Origin of the sequence: Streptomyces kebangsaanensis, assembly GCF_001906585.1 — a bacterium.
GTDB classification, from domain to species: Bacteria; Actinomycetota; Actinomycetes; order Streptomycetales; family Streptomycetaceae; genus Streptomyces; species Streptomyces kebangsaanensis.
Genome location: NZ_JUJA01000167.1, coordinates 345,787 through 362,830 on the forward strand (window position 1 = coordinate 345,787; position 17,044 = coordinate 362,830).

General features: G+C 73.5%; 14 protein-coding genes. 8 read left to right on the forward strand and 6 right to left on the reverse strand.

What is annotated here, in order from left to right:
* The 3 genes from RH94_RS36360 to rsmH form a co-directional block, all read right to left on the reverse strand.
* A partial coding sequence (locus RH94_RS36360) for a peptidoglycan D,D-transpeptidase FtsI family protein (protein ID WP_073952648.1) occupies positions 1 to 1,946 on the reverse strand: 1,946 nt, incomplete at its 3' end.
* 5 nt (positions 1,947 to 1,951) lie between these two features.
* Positions 1,952 to 2,467, reverse strand: coding sequence for a septum formation initiator family protein (locus RH94_RS36365; protein WP_073952545.1), 516 nt, complete (start codon positions 2,465 to 2,467; stop codon positions 1,952 to 1,954).
* A gap of 13 nt (positions 2,468 to 2,480) precedes the next feature.
* Entirely contained in the window at positions 2,481 to 3,485 is a 1,005-nt protein-coding gene (gene rsmH, locus RH94_RS36370; RefSeq protein ID WP_073952546.1) for a 16S rRNA (cytosine(1402)-N(4))-methyltransferase RsmH, read from the reverse strand.
* A gap of 362 nt (positions 3,486 to 3,847) precedes the next feature.
* On the opposite strand from rsmH, the gene RH94_RS36375 reads away from it, so the two are divergent.
* The 4 genes from RH94_RS36375 to RH94_RS36390 all read left to right on the forward strand — a co-directional run bounded on the left by RH94_RS36375 (position 3,848) and on the right by RH94_RS36390 (position 9,864).
* Complete coding sequence (locus RH94_RS36375; RefSeq protein ID WP_073952547.1) at positions 3,848 to 4,456, forward strand: beta-class carbonic anhydrase; 609 nt, start codon at positions 3,848 to 3,850, stop codon at positions 4,454 to 4,456.
* A gap of 269 nt (positions 4,457 to 4,725) precedes the next feature.
* Positions 4,726 to 5,799, forward strand: coding sequence for an AAA family ATPase (locus RH94_RS36380; protein ID WP_073952548.1), 1,074 nt, complete (start codon positions 4,726 to 4,728; stop codon positions 5,797 to 5,799).
* Positions 5,799 to 7,172 (forward strand): DUF58 domain-containing protein, encoded by a 1,374-nt coding sequence (locus RH94_RS36385; protein WP_073952549.1) that lies wholly within the window; start codon positions 5,799 to 5,801, stop codon positions 7,170 to 7,172. The genes RH94_RS36380 and RH94_RS36385 overlap by 1 nt, the downstream gene beginning before the upstream one ends.
* 298 nt (positions 7,173 to 7,470) lie before the next feature.
* Positions 7,471 to 9,864 carry a transglutaminase TgpA family protein gene (locus tag RH94_RS36390; RefSeq protein WP_073952550.1) on the forward strand — a complete coding sequence of 798 codons (2,394 nt, stop codon included), beginning with the start codon at positions 7,471 to 7,473 and terminating at the stop codon, positions 9,862 to 9,864.
* Positions 9,865 to 9,963: 99 nt separating this feature from the next.
* Here RH94_RS36390 and RH94_RS36395 read toward each other — a convergent pair whose 3' ends face one another.
* From RH94_RS36395 to RH94_RS36405, 3 genes are all read right to left on the reverse strand, one after another.
* Positions 9,964 to 10,353, reverse strand: a complete 390-nt coding sequence (locus RH94_RS36395) for a DUF3040 domain-containing protein (RefSeq protein ID WP_073952551.1) — start codon at positions 10,351 to 10,353, stop codon at positions 9,964 to 9,966.
* 281 nt (positions 10,354 to 10,634) lie between these two features.
* A complete protein-coding gene (locus tag RH94_RS36400; protein WP_073952552.1) occupies positions 10,635 to 11,405 on the reverse strand; it encodes a methyltransferase in 771 nt (256 codons plus the stop codon).
* A gap of 367 nt (positions 11,406 to 11,772) precedes the next feature.
* Positions 11,773 to 12,360, reverse strand: coding sequence for an SAV_6107 family HEPN domain-containing protein (locus RH94_RS36405; protein ID WP_073952553.1), 588 nt, complete (start codon positions 12,358 to 12,360; stop codon positions 11,773 to 11,775).
* Between the two features lie 161 nt (positions 12,361 to 12,521).
* Here RH94_RS36405 and RH94_RS36410 point away from each other — a divergent pair, with 161 nt between their 5' ends.
* From RH94_RS36410 to RH94_RS36425, 4 genes are all read left to right on the forward strand, one after another.
* Positions 12,522 to 13,430 carry an ATP-binding cassette domain-containing protein gene (locus RH94_RS36410; protein ID WP_234426287.1) on the forward strand — a complete coding sequence of 303 codons (909 nt, stop codon included), beginning with the start codon at positions 12,522 to 12,524 and terminating at the stop codon, positions 13,428 to 13,430.
* Positions 13,402 to 15,486 carry a YhgE/Pip domain-containing protein gene (locus RH94_RS36415; RefSeq protein WP_073952555.1) on the forward strand — a complete coding sequence of 695 codons (2,085 nt, stop codon included), beginning with the start codon at positions 13,402 to 13,404 and terminating at the stop codon, positions 15,484 to 15,486. Before RH94_RS36410 ends, RH94_RS36415 begins: the two co-directional genes overlap by 29 nt.
* A gap of 62 nt (positions 15,487 to 15,548) precedes the next feature.
* Entirely contained in the window at positions 15,549 to 16,178 is a 630-nt protein-coding gene (locus RH94_RS36420) for a TetR/AcrR family transcriptional regulator (RefSeq protein WP_073952556.1), read from the forward strand.
* Positions 16,179 to 16,511: 333 nt separating this feature from the next.
* Positions 16,512 to 17,044 (forward strand): DUF4126 domain-containing protein (locus RH94_RS36425; RefSeq protein WP_234426288.1); only part of this gene is annotated, 533 nt, incomplete at its 3' end.

Consider the following 17,044-nt stretch of genomic DNA (forward strand, 5'->3'; position numbering starts at 1 on the left):
CCGACGGGCAGGTTCGCGGGCCTGGCCCCGGTCGGCGGCACCTGGAGCGTCTTCAGCGCGAACGCCATGACCTGCTTGTAGATCGGGCCGCAGATCTGGCCGCCGAAGTAGCTGCCCGTGGTGGCGTTCTGGATCGCGCAGTAGACGGTGACACGGGGGTTGTCGGCGGGGGCGAACCCGGCGAAGGAGGAGGTGTAGCCGCGGTATCTGCCGGTGTCCGGATCCACACGGTTGGCCGTACCGGTCTTGCCCGCGACGCGGTAGCCGGGGATGCGCGCCTTGACGCCGGTGCCCTGCTCGTCGTCCACCACGGACTCCAGCATCTGCGCGAGCTCCTTGGCCGTCTTCTCGCTCACGACCCGCGTCTTCGCGGGCTCGGGGGCGGGCGTGAAGCGGCCGTCGGCGTCCTTGGTGCCGCGCACCAGGGTCGGCCGGACCCGGACCCCGCCGTTGGCGATGGTCGAGTAGACGGACGCGGCCTGCAGGGCGTTGATGGAGACGCCCTGGCCGAAAGGGATCGTGTACTGCTGCGAGGTGGACCACTTGTCGGCCGGGGCGAGGATGCCCCTGGTCTCGCCGGGGAAGCCGAGACCGGTCGGCTCGCCGATGCCGAACTTGCGCAGATAGGAGTGGAGGACCTTGTTGGCCTCCTGCTGGGTCTTCCCGAGCTGGCCGGTGGCCAGGATGGTGCCGATGTTGCTGGACTTGGCGAGCACGCCGTTCAGCGTGAGGTACCAGGTCTCGTGGTCGACGTCGTCCTGGAAGAGCCGGTCGCCGCGGTGCAGCCGGTTGGGCACGACGACGTGGGTGAGCGGTGTGGCCGCGTTCTCCTCCAGCACGGCGGCCATGGACACGACCTTGGCGGTGGAGCCGGGCTCGAAGGCGTCCTGGACGGCGGCGTTGCCGAGGGCGGCGGGGTCGGCGTGGGACAGGTCGCCCGGGTCGAAGCCGGGCGAGTTGGCCATGGCGAGGATCTCGCCGGTGCGGGTGTCCTGCACGATGACGTAGCCGCGGTCCGCCCCGGACTTCCTCACCTGCTCGGTGATGGCGTTCTGGGCGGCCCACTGGATGTCGCGGTCGATGGTGAGCTCCACGTCGGAGCCGGGCACCGCGGGCGTCTCGGTGGAGCCGGCGGTGGGCACCTCGCGGCCGCCGGACTGGGCGTAGCGGGTCTTGCCCGGCTTGCCGGCCAGCTGCTCGTTCAGCTGCTGCTCGAGGCCGCCGCCGCCCTTGTCCTCGGCGTTGACCCAGCCCAGCAGCCCGGCGGCGAGGTCGCCGTTGGGGTACACACGCTTGCTGCTGGGGTCGGAGAAGACACCGGCCAGGACATTGACGGTCTTCTTGGTCCTGTCCGCCTGCGCCTTCTTCGCGAGCGCGGTCTTCAGGTCCTTGATCTGCTTCCAGACCTGCGGGCTCTGGCGGCGGGCGAGCAGCACGTACCGGGTGTTCGGGGTGCGGAGCTTCTTGGCGACCGCGGCCTGGTCCTGGCCGAGGATCGGGGCGAGGAGGGCCGCCGCCTGCTCGGGCCCGTCGCCGATCTTCAACTGGTCCCGGGTGAACATCGTGGGGTCGGCGGTGATGTCGTCGGCGTCCACACTGGCCGCCAGCGCGACCCCGTTGCGGTCGGTGATGCCGCCCCGCTCGGCGGCCAGGGTGTGCACGACGTACCGGTGCTCGCCGGCCTTGGCGGCGTACGCGCTCGCGTCGACGGCCTGCACCTGCAGCAGCCGCACGGTGAAGACGAGCAGCACCAGGGTCAGCGCGAACCCGACCAGCCGCAACCGCGGCCGAGGACTGCCGAGCCGAATCCGTCCGGCGGCGGCCGGCCGACCGGCCACCGGCCGCCGGGCCTCCCGGCCTCCTCCCCCACCCCGCGGCCGACCACCCGCCCGGGCAGCCCCGGCGGGGCCGGGCACACGACGACGCGGAGCCTGCCTGTCGGACACTTCCGTCACCTGCCGGGGGTCGGGGGCGTTGAGGGCTGGAGCGTGGTCGCGGTGGGCGGTGCGGTTTCCGTGGGGGTACCGGGCGTGGGGTACGGCGTGGCCGTGAGGAGCTCGGGCGGGAGCAGCACTGCCGGTACGTCGGTGTAGGGGGACGGCTCGGGGGCGGCCGAGGGGGCGCCCTTCACCGTGCCGTCGGGGGCCAGGAAGGCGGGGTCGCCGCCGGGGACCATGCCGAGTTCACGCGCACGGCGCTGGAGGGCGTCCGGGGCGGAGTAGGCGTCGATGTCCTGCTGCAGGGCCTGTTCCTCGTCGGTGAGGTTCTTGGTGTCCCTCCGCAGGTCCTCCCGCTGGAACGCGCCTTCGCTGAGCGCGGAGTTCAGCATCAGCAGCCCGATGAGGCCCCCGCCGAGCAGGAGCACGACGAGGAGGACGAAGGGCGTGCGGGCGGCCTGGCCGCGGTTCACCGGGAAGATCCGGGCGAGCCGGGCGGCACGCCCCCTCAGTTCGGGTTTCCTGCTCAACTGTCCCCCTGCCTCACTCGACGTCCTGCCTGATGCGCTCGGCGCCGCGCAGCCGGGCCGGTGCCGCCCGCCGGTTCTCGGCGATCTCCTCCTCGGTGGGAAGTTCGGCACCGCGCGTGAGCAGCTTGAGCCGGGGCTGGTAGCGCTCGGGCACGACCGGGAGCCCGGGGGGCGCACTCGACGCGGCGCCGGTCGCCAACACCTGCTTGACGAGACGGTCTTCGAGGGAGTGGTATGACAGCACGGCGATCCGCCCGCCGACGTCCAGCGCCTTCACCGCGGCCGGGATCGCCCGCTCGAGCACGGCGAGTTCGCCGTTGACCTCGATGCGCAGCGCCTGGAACGTGCGCTTGGCCGGGTTGCCGCCGGTGCGCTTGGCGGCCTGCGGCAGCGCGTCACGGATGAGCTCCACCAGCCGCGCGCTGTTGGTGAACGGCTCCTTCTCGCGCCCGCGCACGATCGCGGCCACGATCCGCTTGGCCTGCTTCTCCTCGCCGTACGCCCGCAGGATGCGCACCAGTTCACCGGCCGGGTAGGTGTTGAGGACCTCGGCGGCACTGATGCCGGTGCTCTGGTCCATGCGCATGTCCAGAGGCGCGTCCTGGGCATAGGCGAAGCCGCGCTCGGCCTCGTCGAGTTGCATGGAGGAGACCCCGAGGTCGAACAGGACGCCCTGCACGCGCGCGATGCCCAGCCGGTCGAGCACGGCGGGCAGCTCGTCGTAGACGGCGTGCACCAGGGTGGCCCGCTCGCCGAAGCGGGCCAGCCGCTCGCCGGACAGCCGCAGCGCCTCCTTGTCCCGGTCCAGGGCCACGAGCCGTACTCCGGGGAAGCGGGTGAGCAGCGCCTCGCTGTGCCCTCCGAGGCCGAGGGTGCAGTCGACCACCACCGCTTCCGGCCCCTGGAGGGCGGGCGCCAGCAGGTCCAGGCACCGCTGGAGCATCACGGGAACGTGTCGGCTGTCACCCTCCCGTCGCCCGCCGCCGCCCTTCTGCGGAAGCGCTTCGCGCCCATTCATTTTTCGGGGCCCTCTCAGGTCCGGCGCGTCCCGCACGCACCGCCGGGTCCCCCGCCGCTCAGGTACGGGAAGCCTGCCGGCGCCGGAAGCGTCGGCCGGCCGGAAGCGGAAGGGGGCCGAGCCGTACGTACGCGCCGCGCACGTGTCAGACCGCCGGTGCTCAGGCCGGGGCCTCGGGGAAATGCAGTCCAGCAGGGAGAGCCACGTCTCCCGCTTCGCGTCACTTTAGTCCACCCCGTCTCGCGGTCAATCAACCGGCCTGCGCGTCGCCCCACGGAGTGCCGATGACAACGGAATTCGAAAAGATTCACCCGTACGGACAGGATTTGCCGTCTGTGTGGGGTCGCTCACAACAAGCCACGATGAGGTTCTTTGTCCACTCTCATAACAGGACCGGAGCGGGCACGGCCAGTAACGTCATGAGTATGACGACATCCGCATCAGTTCCAGCCGAATCCGAGAGCGCCATAACAGCAGGCACCGTCACCGACCGCCTCACGGAGGCCAACCAGCACTATGCCGCCGCGTTCACCGACCCGGGAATGGACGCCCGGCCCGTACTCCGCGTCGCGGTCGTGGCCTGCATGGACGCCCGTCTCGACCTGCACGCCGCACTCGGCCTGGAGCTCGGCGACTGCCACACCATCCGCAACGCGGGCGGCGTGGTCACCGACGACGTCATCCGCTCGTTGACCATCAGCCAGCGCGCCCTCGGCACCCGCAGCGTCGTGCTCATCCACCACACCAACTGCGGCCTGGAGTCCATCACCGAGGAATTCCGGCACGACCTGGAGATGGAGGTCGGACAGCGCCCGGCCTGGGCCGTGGAGGCCTTCCGGGACGTCGACCAGGACGTACGGCAGTCGATGCAGCGCGTGCGCACCTCGCCGTTCCTGCCGCACACCGACGACGTACGCGGTTTCGTCTTCGACGTCAGAACGGGCCTGCTGCGCGAGATCGACCCCGCCTGACCCCCACGGCGCGCCGGACATTCGGTGCGCATCATGCCGCTGTCACCAGCGAAAGGTCGCAAGATCCTACTTGTCGCGGCCAGTTGTCCACAGGCGAGTGACACGAATCGGTAACGACGGCAAGATTGCGGGGTGTGGCCGCACGCGGAGCCTTTCCACGTGATGGCCGCGATTCGGGGTGGGCCGGGCCACGCAGCGGAGCGTCGGCCCGGAAAGTTGGGGTATCCCCTGCTCGGCAGAGGGCTTGGGGAAGGGCCGAGGAGGACTGGGTGACGACCTATGACGAGCGAGCGAGCCATGGGGGCGCCCCCGCTCGGGCGGAGCCGAGAGCGGGGGATGATCTGACCTCCACCGTGGAGCGGATCCGCGGTTCGGTGGAGGCGGTGATCGAGGGCAAGCCCGAGGTCGTACAGCTTGCACTGACCGTACTGCTCGCCGAGGGGCATCTTCTGATCGAGGACGTTCCCGGGGTGGGCAAGACGATGCTCGCCAAGGCGCTGGCACGGTCCATCGACTGTTCGGTGCGGCGCATCCAGTTCACGCCCGACCTGCTGCCGTCGGACATCACCGGCGTGTCCATCTGGGACCAGCAGCGCCGGGACTTCGAGTTCAAGCCGGGCGCCATCTTCGCGCAGATCGTGATCGGCGACGAGATCAACCGTGCCTCGCCCAAGACCCAGTCGGCGCTGCTCGAGTCCATGGAGGAGCGTCAGGTCACCATCGACGGGCAGACCTACGAACTGCCCGCTCCGTTCATGGTGGTGGCCACGCAGAACCCGGTCGAGATGGAGGGCACCTACCCGCTGCCCGAGGCCCAGCGCGACCGCTTCATGGCCCGGGTGTCCATCGGCTACCCGAGCCCGGACGCCGAGTTGCAGATGCTGGACGTGCACGGCGGGGTGAACCCCCTGGACGGCCTCCAGCCGGTCGCGCACGCGCACGAGATCACCAAGCTGATCGAGACGGTGCGCGGCGTGCACGTCGCCGAGCCGGTGCGGCGGTACGCGGTGGACCTGGTCGCCGCCACCCGCACCCACCCGGACCTCAGACTCGGCGCCTCGCCGCGCGCGACGCTGCACCTGCTGCGCGCGGCGAAGGCGTCCGCAGCCCTGAACGGCCGGGAGTACGCGCTGCCGGACGACGTACAGGCGCTCGCCGTGGCCGTGCTGGCCCACCGGCTGCTGCCCACCGCCCAGGCCCAGCTCAACCGCCGCACCGCCGAGCAGGTCGTCCAGGACATCCTGCAGCACACCCCGGTGCCCGCGGGGCCCCGGCAGGCCGACGGCTTCGGCCTGGGCCGCGGCACGCCGGCGTACGGCCGGCAGACGCCGCGGAGGCTGTGATGACCCACGCGGGGGCCGCGCACGCGGAGGACGACCGGGGGGAGCGGGGCGGCGTGCGTGTCGCGCTGGGCGGCCTGACCACCCGGGGGCGTTCCTTCCTGGCCGCCGGGATCGCCGCCGCCCTCTGCGCCTACGTTCTCGGCCAGCCCGACCTGCTGCGGGTCGGGCTGCTGCTCGCCGCCCTGCCGCTGGTCTGCGCGACCGTGCTGCACCGCACGCGCTACCGGGTGGCCGGCAGCCGCCGGCTCTCCCCCGCGCGCGTGTCCGCCGGCAGCGAGGCCCGTGTGCACCTGCGCGTGGACAACGTCTCCCGGCTGCCCACGGGCCTGCTGATGCTCCAGGACCGGGTGCCGTACGTGCTCGGGCCGCGGCCCCGTTTCGTGCTCGACCGGGTCGAGCCGGGCGGGCGCCGCGAGGTGTCCTACCGGGTCCGCTCCGATCTGCGGGGCCGCTATCCGCTGGGTCCGCTGCAGCTGCGCCTGACCGATCCGTTCGGGATGTGCGAACTGACCCGGTCCTTCTCGGCGTACGACACCCTCACCGTCGTGCCGCGCGTGGAGCCGCTGGCGCCGGTGCGGCTGAGCGGCGAGGCCAAGGGGTACGGCGACGGGCGGCAGCGCTCGCTGGCGCTGGCCGGCGAGGACGACGTCATCCCGCGCGGGTACCGCCACGGCGACGACCTGCGCCGCGTGCACTGGCGCTCCACCGCGCGCTACGGCGAGCTGATGGTGCGCCGCGAGGAGCAGCCGCAGCGCGCGCGCTGCACGGTGCTGCTCGACACCCGGGAGCTCGCCTACCGGGGCGCCGGCCCCGGCTCGGCCTTCGAGTGGGCGGTGTCCGGCGCGGCCTCCGTCCTGGTGCACATGCTGGAGCGGGGCTTCTCGGTCCGGCTGCTGACCGACACCGGCAGCCTGGTGCCCGGCGAGGCCTCCGACGGTTTCGCGGGCACCGGCCAGGAGTCGGCGGACGCGGCCGGACTGATGATGGACGCCCTCGCCGTGATCGACCACTCGGACGGGGCGGGCCTGTCCCGCGCCTACGACGTGCTGCGCGGCGGCAAGGAGGGGCTGCTGGTCGCCTTCCTCGGCGACCTGGACGAGGTCCAGGCCGCGGTGGCCGCCAAGATGTGCCGGCGCAGCGGCGCGGCGGTCGCCTTCGTCCTGTCCGGCGAGACCTGGTCGCGCGAACCGGCCGACGCCTCCGTCCCGTCCGACCCTGCCGAGGAAAGCCTGCGTCTCCTGCGCGAGGCCGGCTGGACGGCCGTCGGCGTGCCCCGGGGCGCGGCACTGGACGAGGTGTGGCGCCGGGCGGACCACGAACGCACGGCCATCGGCGCGGCCGGCGGCACGGGCCTGGGCGGGGGATGGTCATGAACGCCACGGGGGTCCGGGCCGTCCCGGGTGAGTGGCGTGACCGGCCCGGCCGCCACCCACGGGGAAGGGGCGCCCCGCAGGAAAGCCATGAGCGGCACCACGAACCGGGCGGGCGGCCGACCGGCAAGGGCCCGCACGGCACGACGGACCGGACCGCCCCGCACGCACATCCCGCGCGAGGCCACGGAACGGGTGGGCGGTCGGCAGGGGCGGGACGGGGCGTCCCGCGCGAGTGGCGGGGGCGGCACGGCAGGGATCCGGTGGGCGTGAGCCGCACGGATGAGCGGGAGGGGCGGATATGAGCGGGCGGGCGCGGTTGGCGTTGTGTGCCGCGGCGGCCACGTTGATGACGGCGTGCGCGCTGCTGCCGCTGGTTTCGTCCGCGACGTGGATCGTGCAGGTCGCGCTGATGCTGGCGGTGCAGTCGGGCGCCGGCGCGGCGGCCCGGCGGGTACCGCTGGCGCGGCCGCTGACCGTGGCGGCGCAGGCCCTGGTCACGCTGGTGCTGCTGACCCTGGTCTTCGCCCGGGCGCAGGCCTTCGCCGGGCTGGTCCCCGGCCCGGAGGCCTTCCGTCACCTGGCCGAGCTGCTGCGGCAGGGCGCGGACGACGTCGGCCAGTACGCCAGCCCGGCACCGCTGACCGGCGGCATCCGGCTGATGCTCGTCGGCGGCGTACTGCTGATCGGGCTGATCGTGGACACCCTCGCGGTGACGTTCCGCAGCGCGGCCCCCGCGGGGCTGCCGCTGCTCGCCCTGTACTCCGTGGCCGCGGGTCTGTCCGAGGGCGGCGCCGACTGGCTGTGGTTCCTGGTCGCCGCCGCCGGGTACCTGACGCTGCTGCTGACCGAGGGCCGGGACCGGATCGCTCAGTGGGGACGGGTGTTCGCCGGGGCGCCGCACCCGGGGGGCCGGGAAGCCGGCGCGACCGTGCCGGTGCGCACCGGGCGCCGGATCGGCGCGCTCGCCCTGGGCATCGCCCTGGCCGTGCCGCTCGCCCTGCCGGCCATGCAGGGCGGACTGCTGGGCGCCACCGGCACCGGAGTCGGCGCGCGGGGCGGCAACGGCGGCACGATCTCCGCGGTGAACCCACTGGTGTCGCTGCGCGACAGCCTGAACGCCAACGAGGACCGCACGGTCATGAGCCTGCGCACGGACACGTCCGACCTCTCGGACCTGTACGTGCGGATCGTGTCCCTGGACGACTTCGACGGCACCACCTGGAAGCCGTCCCAGCGGCACATCGTCGGCGTGCCCGACCCGTTCCCCGCCCCGGCCGGCCTGGACGACGACGTCAAGCGCAGGCAGATCACCACGACCATCGCGACGGCCGACGACTACACCCAGGACTGGCTGCCGATGCCGTACCCGCCGAGCGGTGTGCGCATCAAGGGCAGTTGGCGCTACGAACCGGTGGGCATGACCCTGGTCGGCGACCACGAGCAGAACACCCGCGGGCTGACCTACCAGGTGAAGAGCCTTCAGGTGCGGCCGACGGCGGAGCAGCTCGCGACCGCGCCGGATCCGTCGCCGTCCCTGAAGCGCGAGTACACCAAGGTGCCCAAATCGCTGCCGGCGGACGTCGCGAGGACCGCGCGCCGGGTCACCGGGGGCGCCTCGAACCACTACGAGCAGGCCGTCAAGCTGCAGGACTGGTTCGCCGTCGACGGCGGCTTCCAGTACGACACCCAGGTCAACACGGGCAGCGGACCGCAGGCCGTCTCGCGGTTCCTGAAGGACAAGCAGGGCTTCTGCATGCACTTCTCCTTCGCGATGGCCGCGATGGCCCGCACGCTGGACATACCGGCCCGGGTGGCGGTGGGCTTCGCGCCCGGCTCCCCGCAGGGCGACGGCACGGTGGCGGTGGGCCTGAAGGACGCGCACGCCTGGCCCGAGCTGTACTTCGAGGGCGTCGGCTGGACCCGCTTCGAGCCGACTCCGACGCGCGGCACCGTGCCGTCGTACAGCCGGCCGGAGACGCCGGACACCAGCCCGCAGGACCCCGCGGTGCCGTCCCAGGACACGGGCGCGGCGCCCTCCGCCGCGCCCTCGGCGCGCCAGAGCTGCCCGCCGGAGCTGCGGCGGCTGCAGGAGTGCGGGGGCCCGTCCGCGCAGGCCGTGCCGCCCTCCGACGGCGGCGGACCGCAGTGGTACGCGGTCCTGGGGTGGGCGCTCGGCGGCCTGGTGGTCGTCGTCCTGCCGCTGTCACCGCTGCTGCTGCGCAGGCGGATGCGCTCCGTCCGGCTGGGCGCGCACGGGCACGGCGAGGCGGATGCGGCGCCGCACGTCCTGGGGGTCTGGCAGGAACTGACGGACACGGCCTGGGACTTCGGGATCCCGCCGGACGAGTCGCGGACTCCGCGCAGGGCCGCCGACCGGATCGTGCGCCTCGGACGCCTGGACCCGGCGGCCGCGGCCTCGGTGCACCGTCTGGCGGACGCCGTGGAGCAGGTCCTCTACGCGCCGCGCCCGCGCCCGGTGGCGGGGCTCGCCGAGGATGTCCGTCAGGTCACCGGGGCCCTGCGGGGCGCGGCCTCCCGCGGCACCCGGCTGCGGGCCGTGCTCGTCCCCCGCTCGACCGTGCGCCTGGTCTGGTCGGCCTCGGCCCGGTGGACCGCGTTCCGCTCCCGGATCCGCTCCCGCCTCGCCGCCGCCCGGCCGACCCTGCGGGGGCCGTCGGGGCAGCGGGGCTGAGGCAGCCGGAGAGGCGCGGGAGAGGTTTTCCGGGCGCGCGTGAGGGGGTGACCACCGTCGGTGGTCACCCCCTCACCACGATCAAGGGTGATCGGCGGGTTAGCGGCCCTGCTCGTCGCGGCGGCGCTGCCAGCGCTGCTCGATGCGGTCCATCATGGAGCGCTTCGGCCGGGCCTGGCGGTGGGCGTGCGGGCCGCCGACGGCCTGCTCGCCCGGCTTGGGGGCCTTGCGCCAGCCGGTCACGGCCAGCACGGCGCAGCCCAGCATGACCAGGAAGCCCACCACGCTGACCCAGATCTGCTGGGCGACCATTCCTGCCATGAGGAGCGCGATACCCACGAGGAAGCCCACGACCGCCTGGTAGACCCGCCGCCGGGTGTACGTACGCAGCCCGCTTCCCTCGAGCGCCGACGCGAACTTGGGATCTTCTGCGTACAGCGCTCGCTCCATCTGCTCGAGCATGCGCTGCTCGTGCTCCGAGAGCGGCACGGAGTCCTCCTCATTGTGCAGTCGCCGGGGGCGACCCGGGGGGTCCCTTCAGGATAGGCAGGGAATCGCCCCCGTGAAACCCGCCCCTCTGCGCCAATTGACCAACCGGAACCCGCCACGTGCCGGACCCGGCTCGCTGAGGCTTCCATTCCCCGGCGACCGGGCCGTCATGCCGAGCGGTCCCCCTCGATCATACGGCGCGAAGTCGTCGGCCGGGGGGCCTGTGGCGCACTCCATGCCCGGCGGGACGGCGACCGGGGGTCCGCTCGCGGGGCCGCGGCTCAGGCCCCGGTGTCGTCCCGGGTCTCGCCGAGCACGTGCAGCTGCGTGGCCACCGAGTGGAACGCGGGCAGCTCGGCCGCCGCCTCCTCCAGTTTCAGCAGGGCGTCCAGCGCTCCGGGTTCGGTGTCCACGAGCACGCCGGGCACCAGGTCGGCGAAGACCCGCACGCCGTGCACCGAGCCGACGGCCAGCCCCGCGCCCTCCACGAGGGCGGTGAGCTGCTCGGCGGTGAAGCGGCGCGGCACCGGGTCGCCCTCGCCCCAGCGTCCGTGGGGGTCGTCGAGCGCCTGCCTGGCCTCCTTGAAGTGGCCGGCCAGGGCGCGGGCCAGCACGGCGCCGCCGAGCCCGGCGGCGAGCAGGCTGAGGACGCCCTCGGCGCGCAGGGCGGCGACCGCGTTGCGCACGCCCTCGGCGGGGTCGTCGACGTACTCCAGGACGCCGTGGCACAGCACGACGTCGTAGCCGCCGCGCTCGGCCACGTCGAAGAGGCCGTGGACGTCGCCCTGCACCCCCCGCACGCGGTCGGCCACGTCGGCCTCGGCGGCGCGGCGCTCCAGCGCGAACAGGGCGTTGGGACTGGGGTCGACGACGGTGACCCGGTGGCCGAGGCGGGCGACGGGCACGGCGAAGTTGCCGCTGCCGCCGCCGGTGTCGAGGACGTCCAGGGACTCCCGGCCCGTGGCCTTGACCCGGCGGTCCAGGGCGTCTCGCAGGACCTCCCAGACCACGGCGGTACGGAGAGAGGCGCGGGGGCGCATCGGGTCCGACACGGCAGTTGACTCCTCGGCGCGGCACCGCCTCTTGCTCGGCGGAGCGATCGGTCTGCCCTCCCGGCCCGAGGTGCGGGAACCGGAAGGGCTTCAGGCGTCTTCCACCCTATTGCCTCCCGTGTCCGCCCTGCCGCTCGGCTCCACCGGGGGTGCGCCCGGCATGAGCGGCGTCCACCGCGTCCGCACCGCCCGTCCCTTCCCTGCCGGGGCCGGGCGGAACCGGCTGGAGCGGCGGCCCGCGGCCCGGCGAGGCAGACGCCCCTGCGCCCCGTCCGCCGCTCGCTCCGCGGTCACCGCGAGCGTGACCGCGCCGTGGCGGCGGCCGCCGTACGGGCGCGCCCCGTGGACCTGTCAGCCCGTGGACCTGTCAGCCCGCGTCCGGCAGCCCGTGCGGGCCAGGGTCCGTCCGGCGCAGAGGGGCGCCCGGCCCGCCCGCCGTGCCGGTGTCCTGGCGGGGTTGGGGCAGGGACGGCTGGAGGACGAGGACGCGCTCGACGAGGCGGATGAACATCGCCACGTCGCGTATCAGGTCGTCGGCGTCGCGGTGACCGGCCGCGCCCCGGATGCCGGCCTCGGCCCGGGCGCGGCGCGCGGCGCCCGCGGCGAACAGCGTGCTCCACTCGGCGAGTTCGGGCGCGATCTCGGGGAGCACTTCCCAGGCGCTCCTGATGCGTGCCCGCCGTCGGGGGGTGGGCTCCGGGCGCCCCCGCGCGGCGAGCACGGCGGCGGCGGTGCGCAGGGCGGCGAGGTGGGCCGTCGCGTACCGCTCGTTCGGGGTCCGCAGGGTCGTGGCCTCCTCCAGGCCGGCGCGGGCCTGGGCGAGCAGGTCGAGGGCGGCGGGCGGTGCCGTGGTCCGGCGCGGGACGGGGTGCACGTCGCTCGCCGGGCCGGTCAGTGAGGGGGCAGGGCCGGCGGCGCGGCGCCGACGTTCGGCGGCTGCGGACGAGTTGGCCATGACGAACCTCCTGTCGTCGGAATGACGGCACGGGTGCCGTATGTACCCATCGTGAGGTATGGCACTGACAATCCGTTCCGACCTGGCCTTTTGCCTCGACCGCAGAGGCGGGGTACTTTTTGCACTGACCAGTCAGTACAAAAATTAGGGGAGGACAGGCCGTGCACGACCACACGGCAGACGGCCTCGGTGTCACTGCCCGCGACTTCGGGCTGCGGGGGCCCCGTGGCTGGGCGTTCCGCGGCATCGGTCTCGACGCGGAGCCCGGTGCGCTGATCGCGGTGGAGGGCCCGTCCGGTTCCGGCCGTACGTGTCTGCTGCTCGCGCTCACCGGGCGGATGCGGCCCACGGAGGGGACGGCCCGCGTGGGCGAGTTCGAACCGCCCCGGCGCATGTCCGCCCTTCGCCGCGTCACCGCGCTCGCCAACGTCACCGGTGTCACCGACCTCGAACCGGCCCTGACCGTCGGCGAGCACCTGCGCGAACGGGCGCTGCTCCAGCGCCGGTTCGGCGGCTCGCTGCGCGGTCTGCTGCGGCCCCGGGCCGAGCGCCGGGCCGAGGCGGAGCGGCTGATCGACGCGGCGCTCGGCGCCGCCGGCCTCGACCTCGCGGCCCTGCCCAAGGGCGACCGCACCGCCGTACGCGATCTGGAACGCCCGGAGGAACTGCGCCTGTCGATCGCCCTGGCGCTCATGTCCCGGCCGCGGCTGCTCGCCGTGGACGACACCGACTTCAAGCTGTCGGACTCCGAACGAGCCTCCGTCTGGGCGCGGTTGAGGTCGATCAGCGAGTCCGGGACGACCGTGCTCGCGGTGTGCAGCGAGGCACCGGAGGGCGCGGTGGCCGTCTCCACCAGGCCCTCCGCCAAGCCCTCCGACAGACCCTCCGCCAAGCCCTCCGACAGACCCTCCGACAGACCCTTCACCGAGCCTTCCGCCGAGCCCTCCGCCGGCTCCCCCGCCACGTCGACGGCCGACGACGAACCGGCCGACGACACCCCCACGACCGACGAACCCCACGACCAGGCGAAGGAGGCGGCCGATGCGCTCGCCGAAACTGGCCGCTCTTGAGCTCAGGCGCTTCGGCCGCGGCCGGCTGCCGCGCGCCGCCCTGGTCGCCCTGCTGGTGCTGCCGCTGCTGTACGGGGCGCTGTACCTGTGGTCCTTCTGGGATCCGTACAGCCGCCTCGACCGCGTCCCCGTGGCCCTCGTGAACGACGACCGGGGCGCCACCGCCGACGGCAGCAGGATCACGGCCGGCGACGACCTCACCGAGGAGCTGCTGAAGAGCAAGGTCTTCGACTGGCACGAGGTGAGCGCCGCCGAGGCCCGCCGGGGCGTCGAGGACGGCACGTACTACCTGTCGCTGACCATGCCGGCCGACTTCAGCCGGCGGATCGCCTCCGGCGCGGGCGACTCCCCCGAGACCAGCGCGCTCCAGGTCCGTACGAACGACGCCAACAACTACATCGTCGGGCAGATCTCCCGGACGGTGTTCAGCGAGGTGCGCACCGCCGCGTCCACCAAGGCCTCCCGGTCCTACCTGGACAAGATCTTCGTGTCGTTCTCCGACATCCACGGCAGGACGGCCGAGGCCGCCGACGGCGCCGACCGGCTCAAGGGCGGCATCGGCAAGGCCGAGCGGGGCTCCAAGGACCTCGCCGACGGCCTGGCCGAGGCCAGGAAGGGCTCCTCCGAGCTGTCCAAGGGCCTGACCAAGCTCAACACCGGGGCGAGCGACCTGGAGAGCGGCTCACGGCAGGTCGCCGACGGTACGCGGACGCTGGCCGACAGGATCAACGCGATCGACGGCACGGTGGGCCCGTTCCTGAAGGACAACGAGAAGACCATCGGCGACTCCGCCCAGCTGGTCGCCGACTCGGCCGGGGCGATCCGCCGCAACCTCGACGCGCTGGTCGAGCGGGCACCGGACGCCGCCGAGGACGCCCACGCGGCCTCGGCCGTCCTGGACGGCGTCCACGCCCGGCGCTGCGGCGACCCGGCCCCGCCGGACGCCGCCTGCGCGGACCTGAAGCAGGCCGAGGAGGCCGCCGCCGACGTCGCGAGGATCGCCGACGACGTCAGCGCCCTCGTCACGGACAACGGCGGCGCCCTCAAGAAGCTCGACACCGACCTGGCCGCACTCCAGAAGCAGGCCCAGGCGCTCGCCGACCGCGCGCCGCACCTGTCCGAGGACCTCGGCGACGCCGTCAAGAAGATCAACAAGCTGAACGAGGGCGCCGGCAAGGTCGCCGCGGGCGCGAAGAAGCTGCACGCCGGGATCGGCACGGCCGGGACCGGCGCGACCGGTCTCGACAAGGGCGTCGGCCGGCTCGAGGCGGGCGCCGTCGACCTCAACGGCGGCATGTACAAGCTGGTCGACGGCTCCGGCAAGCTCGCCGGCGGGCTGCACGACGGCGCCGAGCGGATCCCCGACTACGACAAGGAGGACCGCGACCGGCGCACCGGCGTCATGGCCGACCCGGTCCAGCTGGCCGCCCGGAACCTGCACCACGCGCCGAACTACGGCACCGGCTTCGCCCCGTACTTCATTCCGCTGTCGCTGTGGGTGGGCGCCATGGTGGCGTACATGCTGATCCCGCCGATGAACCGGCGCGCGCTCGCCGCGGGCGCCTCCTCCTGGCGGATCGCGCTGGCCGGCTGGCTGCCGGTGGTGGCGGTCGGCGTGCTGCAGACGGCGGCCCTGATGGCGGTGCTGCACTGGGCGGTCGGCCTGGAGATGACGCGCGCGGGAGGCACGATCGCCTTCCTGTTCCTGGTGGCGGCGTGCTTCGCGGCGATCGTGCAGTGGCTGAACGCCCGCTTCGGTCCGGCGGGCCGGATCCTGGTCCTCGCCCTGCTGATGCTCCAGCTGACGTCCGCGGGCGGCACGTACCCCGTGCAGACCAGCCCGGGCTTCTTCAACGCGATCCACCCCTTCCTGCCGATGAGCTACGTCGTCGACGCCCTGCGCAGGCTGATCACGGGCGGTGGCCTCGGCCCGGTGTGGCCGGCGTGCGCGGTGCTGACGGGCTTCACCGCGGCCGCGCTCGCGCTGACCGCGCTGTCGGCCCGGCGCCGGCAGGTGTGGACGCTGAACCGGCTGCATCCGGAGCTGAGCCTGTGATCTCGCCGTTGACCTCCCCTTCCGTACCCTGCGAGGAGTCCGTACCTGTGACAATCGGGGCCATGGAACGCAGCAGCGCCACGCCGGGCGGCCGCACCCGCCGCGAGGCCACCCGGCAGAAGCTCTACGAGGCGGCCGTCACGCTCATCGCCGAGCAGGGGTTCTCCGCCACCACCGTGGACGAGATCGCCGAGCGGGCGGGGGTCGCCAAGGGCACGGTCTACTACAACTTCGCCAGCAAGTCCGTCCTCTTCGAGGAGCTGCTGCGGCACGGGGTGGGGCTGCTCACGGCCTCTCTGAAGGAGGCGGCCGAACGGACCGCGCGGGAGGGCGGCAGCCGGGTCGAGGCCCTGGACGCGATGGTGCGGGCCGGGCTGGTCTTCATCGACCGCTACCCGGCCTTCACGCAGCTGTACGTGGCCGAGCTGTGGCGCACCAACCGGGCCTGGCAGTCCACGCTCATGGTGGTACGGCAGGAGGCGGTCGCCGTCGTCGAGGGCGTGCTGCGCGAGGGAGTGGCGAACGGCGAGTTCAGCGAGGAGATCGACGTGCCGCTGACCGCGGCGGCGCTGGTCGGCATGGTGCTGGTGGCCGCGCTGGACTGGAAGTCCTTCCAGCCGGAGCGCTCCCTGGACGACGTGCACGCGGCACTGTCCAGACTGCTGCAGGGGCGGGTGAGCGGACGCCCCTGAGGGCGAGTGGGGGCGGGTGAGGACGAGAACGCCGGTGCGCCGTGGCCACGTCCCCCGCGGGCCACGCCGCACCGGCGTGTTCTCGCACTCCCCCGCCCCCGTGCCTCGCTCCCGCCGACAGGGGCCGGCGGAAGGAGCGGTCGAGGGCCGCGCCGTTCCGCCGCCCCGTGTCGGCGGTGCCGGCGCCGGGCCCCTTTCCGTGCCTCCACTCTCCCGTTCACACGGTTCCCGCCCCATCCGCGCGCGTACTCATCTCACCGTCTAGGTACGGATACTCAGTCCTGCGCGCTCGGCCCCACGACGCCGGGCCGTGCGCTGGTTACGATCGCGTCCGTGTCCGTACTTCCCATGGTGTTCACAAGCGGCTGGGCCAGCGGCATCAACGCGTACGCGGTGGTGCTGCTGCTCGGCGTGTTCGGCGCGACGGGGCTGAGCGACGACGTCCCCTCCGCCCTGCAGCGGCCCGAGGTGCTGATCGCGGCGGGCGTGCTGTTCGTCTGCGAGGCGGTCGCCGACAAGATCCCGTACGTGGACTCGGTGTGGGACACCGCGCACACCGTGATCCGCCCGGTCGCGGGGGCCTGGGTCGGCGCGCTGCTCGCCGGGCAGAGCGGCTCGCTGTCGGACATCACGGCGGGCCTGATCGGCGGCGGCACGGCACTGGCCAGCCACCTGGTGAAGGCCGGGACACGGATGGCGGTCAACACCTCCCCCGAGCCCGTGAGCAACATGCTCGTGAGCCTGGCCGAGGACCTCGGAGTGGCCGGCCTCGTCACCTTCGCCCTCTTCCACCCCCTGGCCGCGGCGGTCATCGCCGCCGTCCTCCTCCTCGCGGGCGTCGTCGTCGTCGCCTTCCTGGTCTCCCG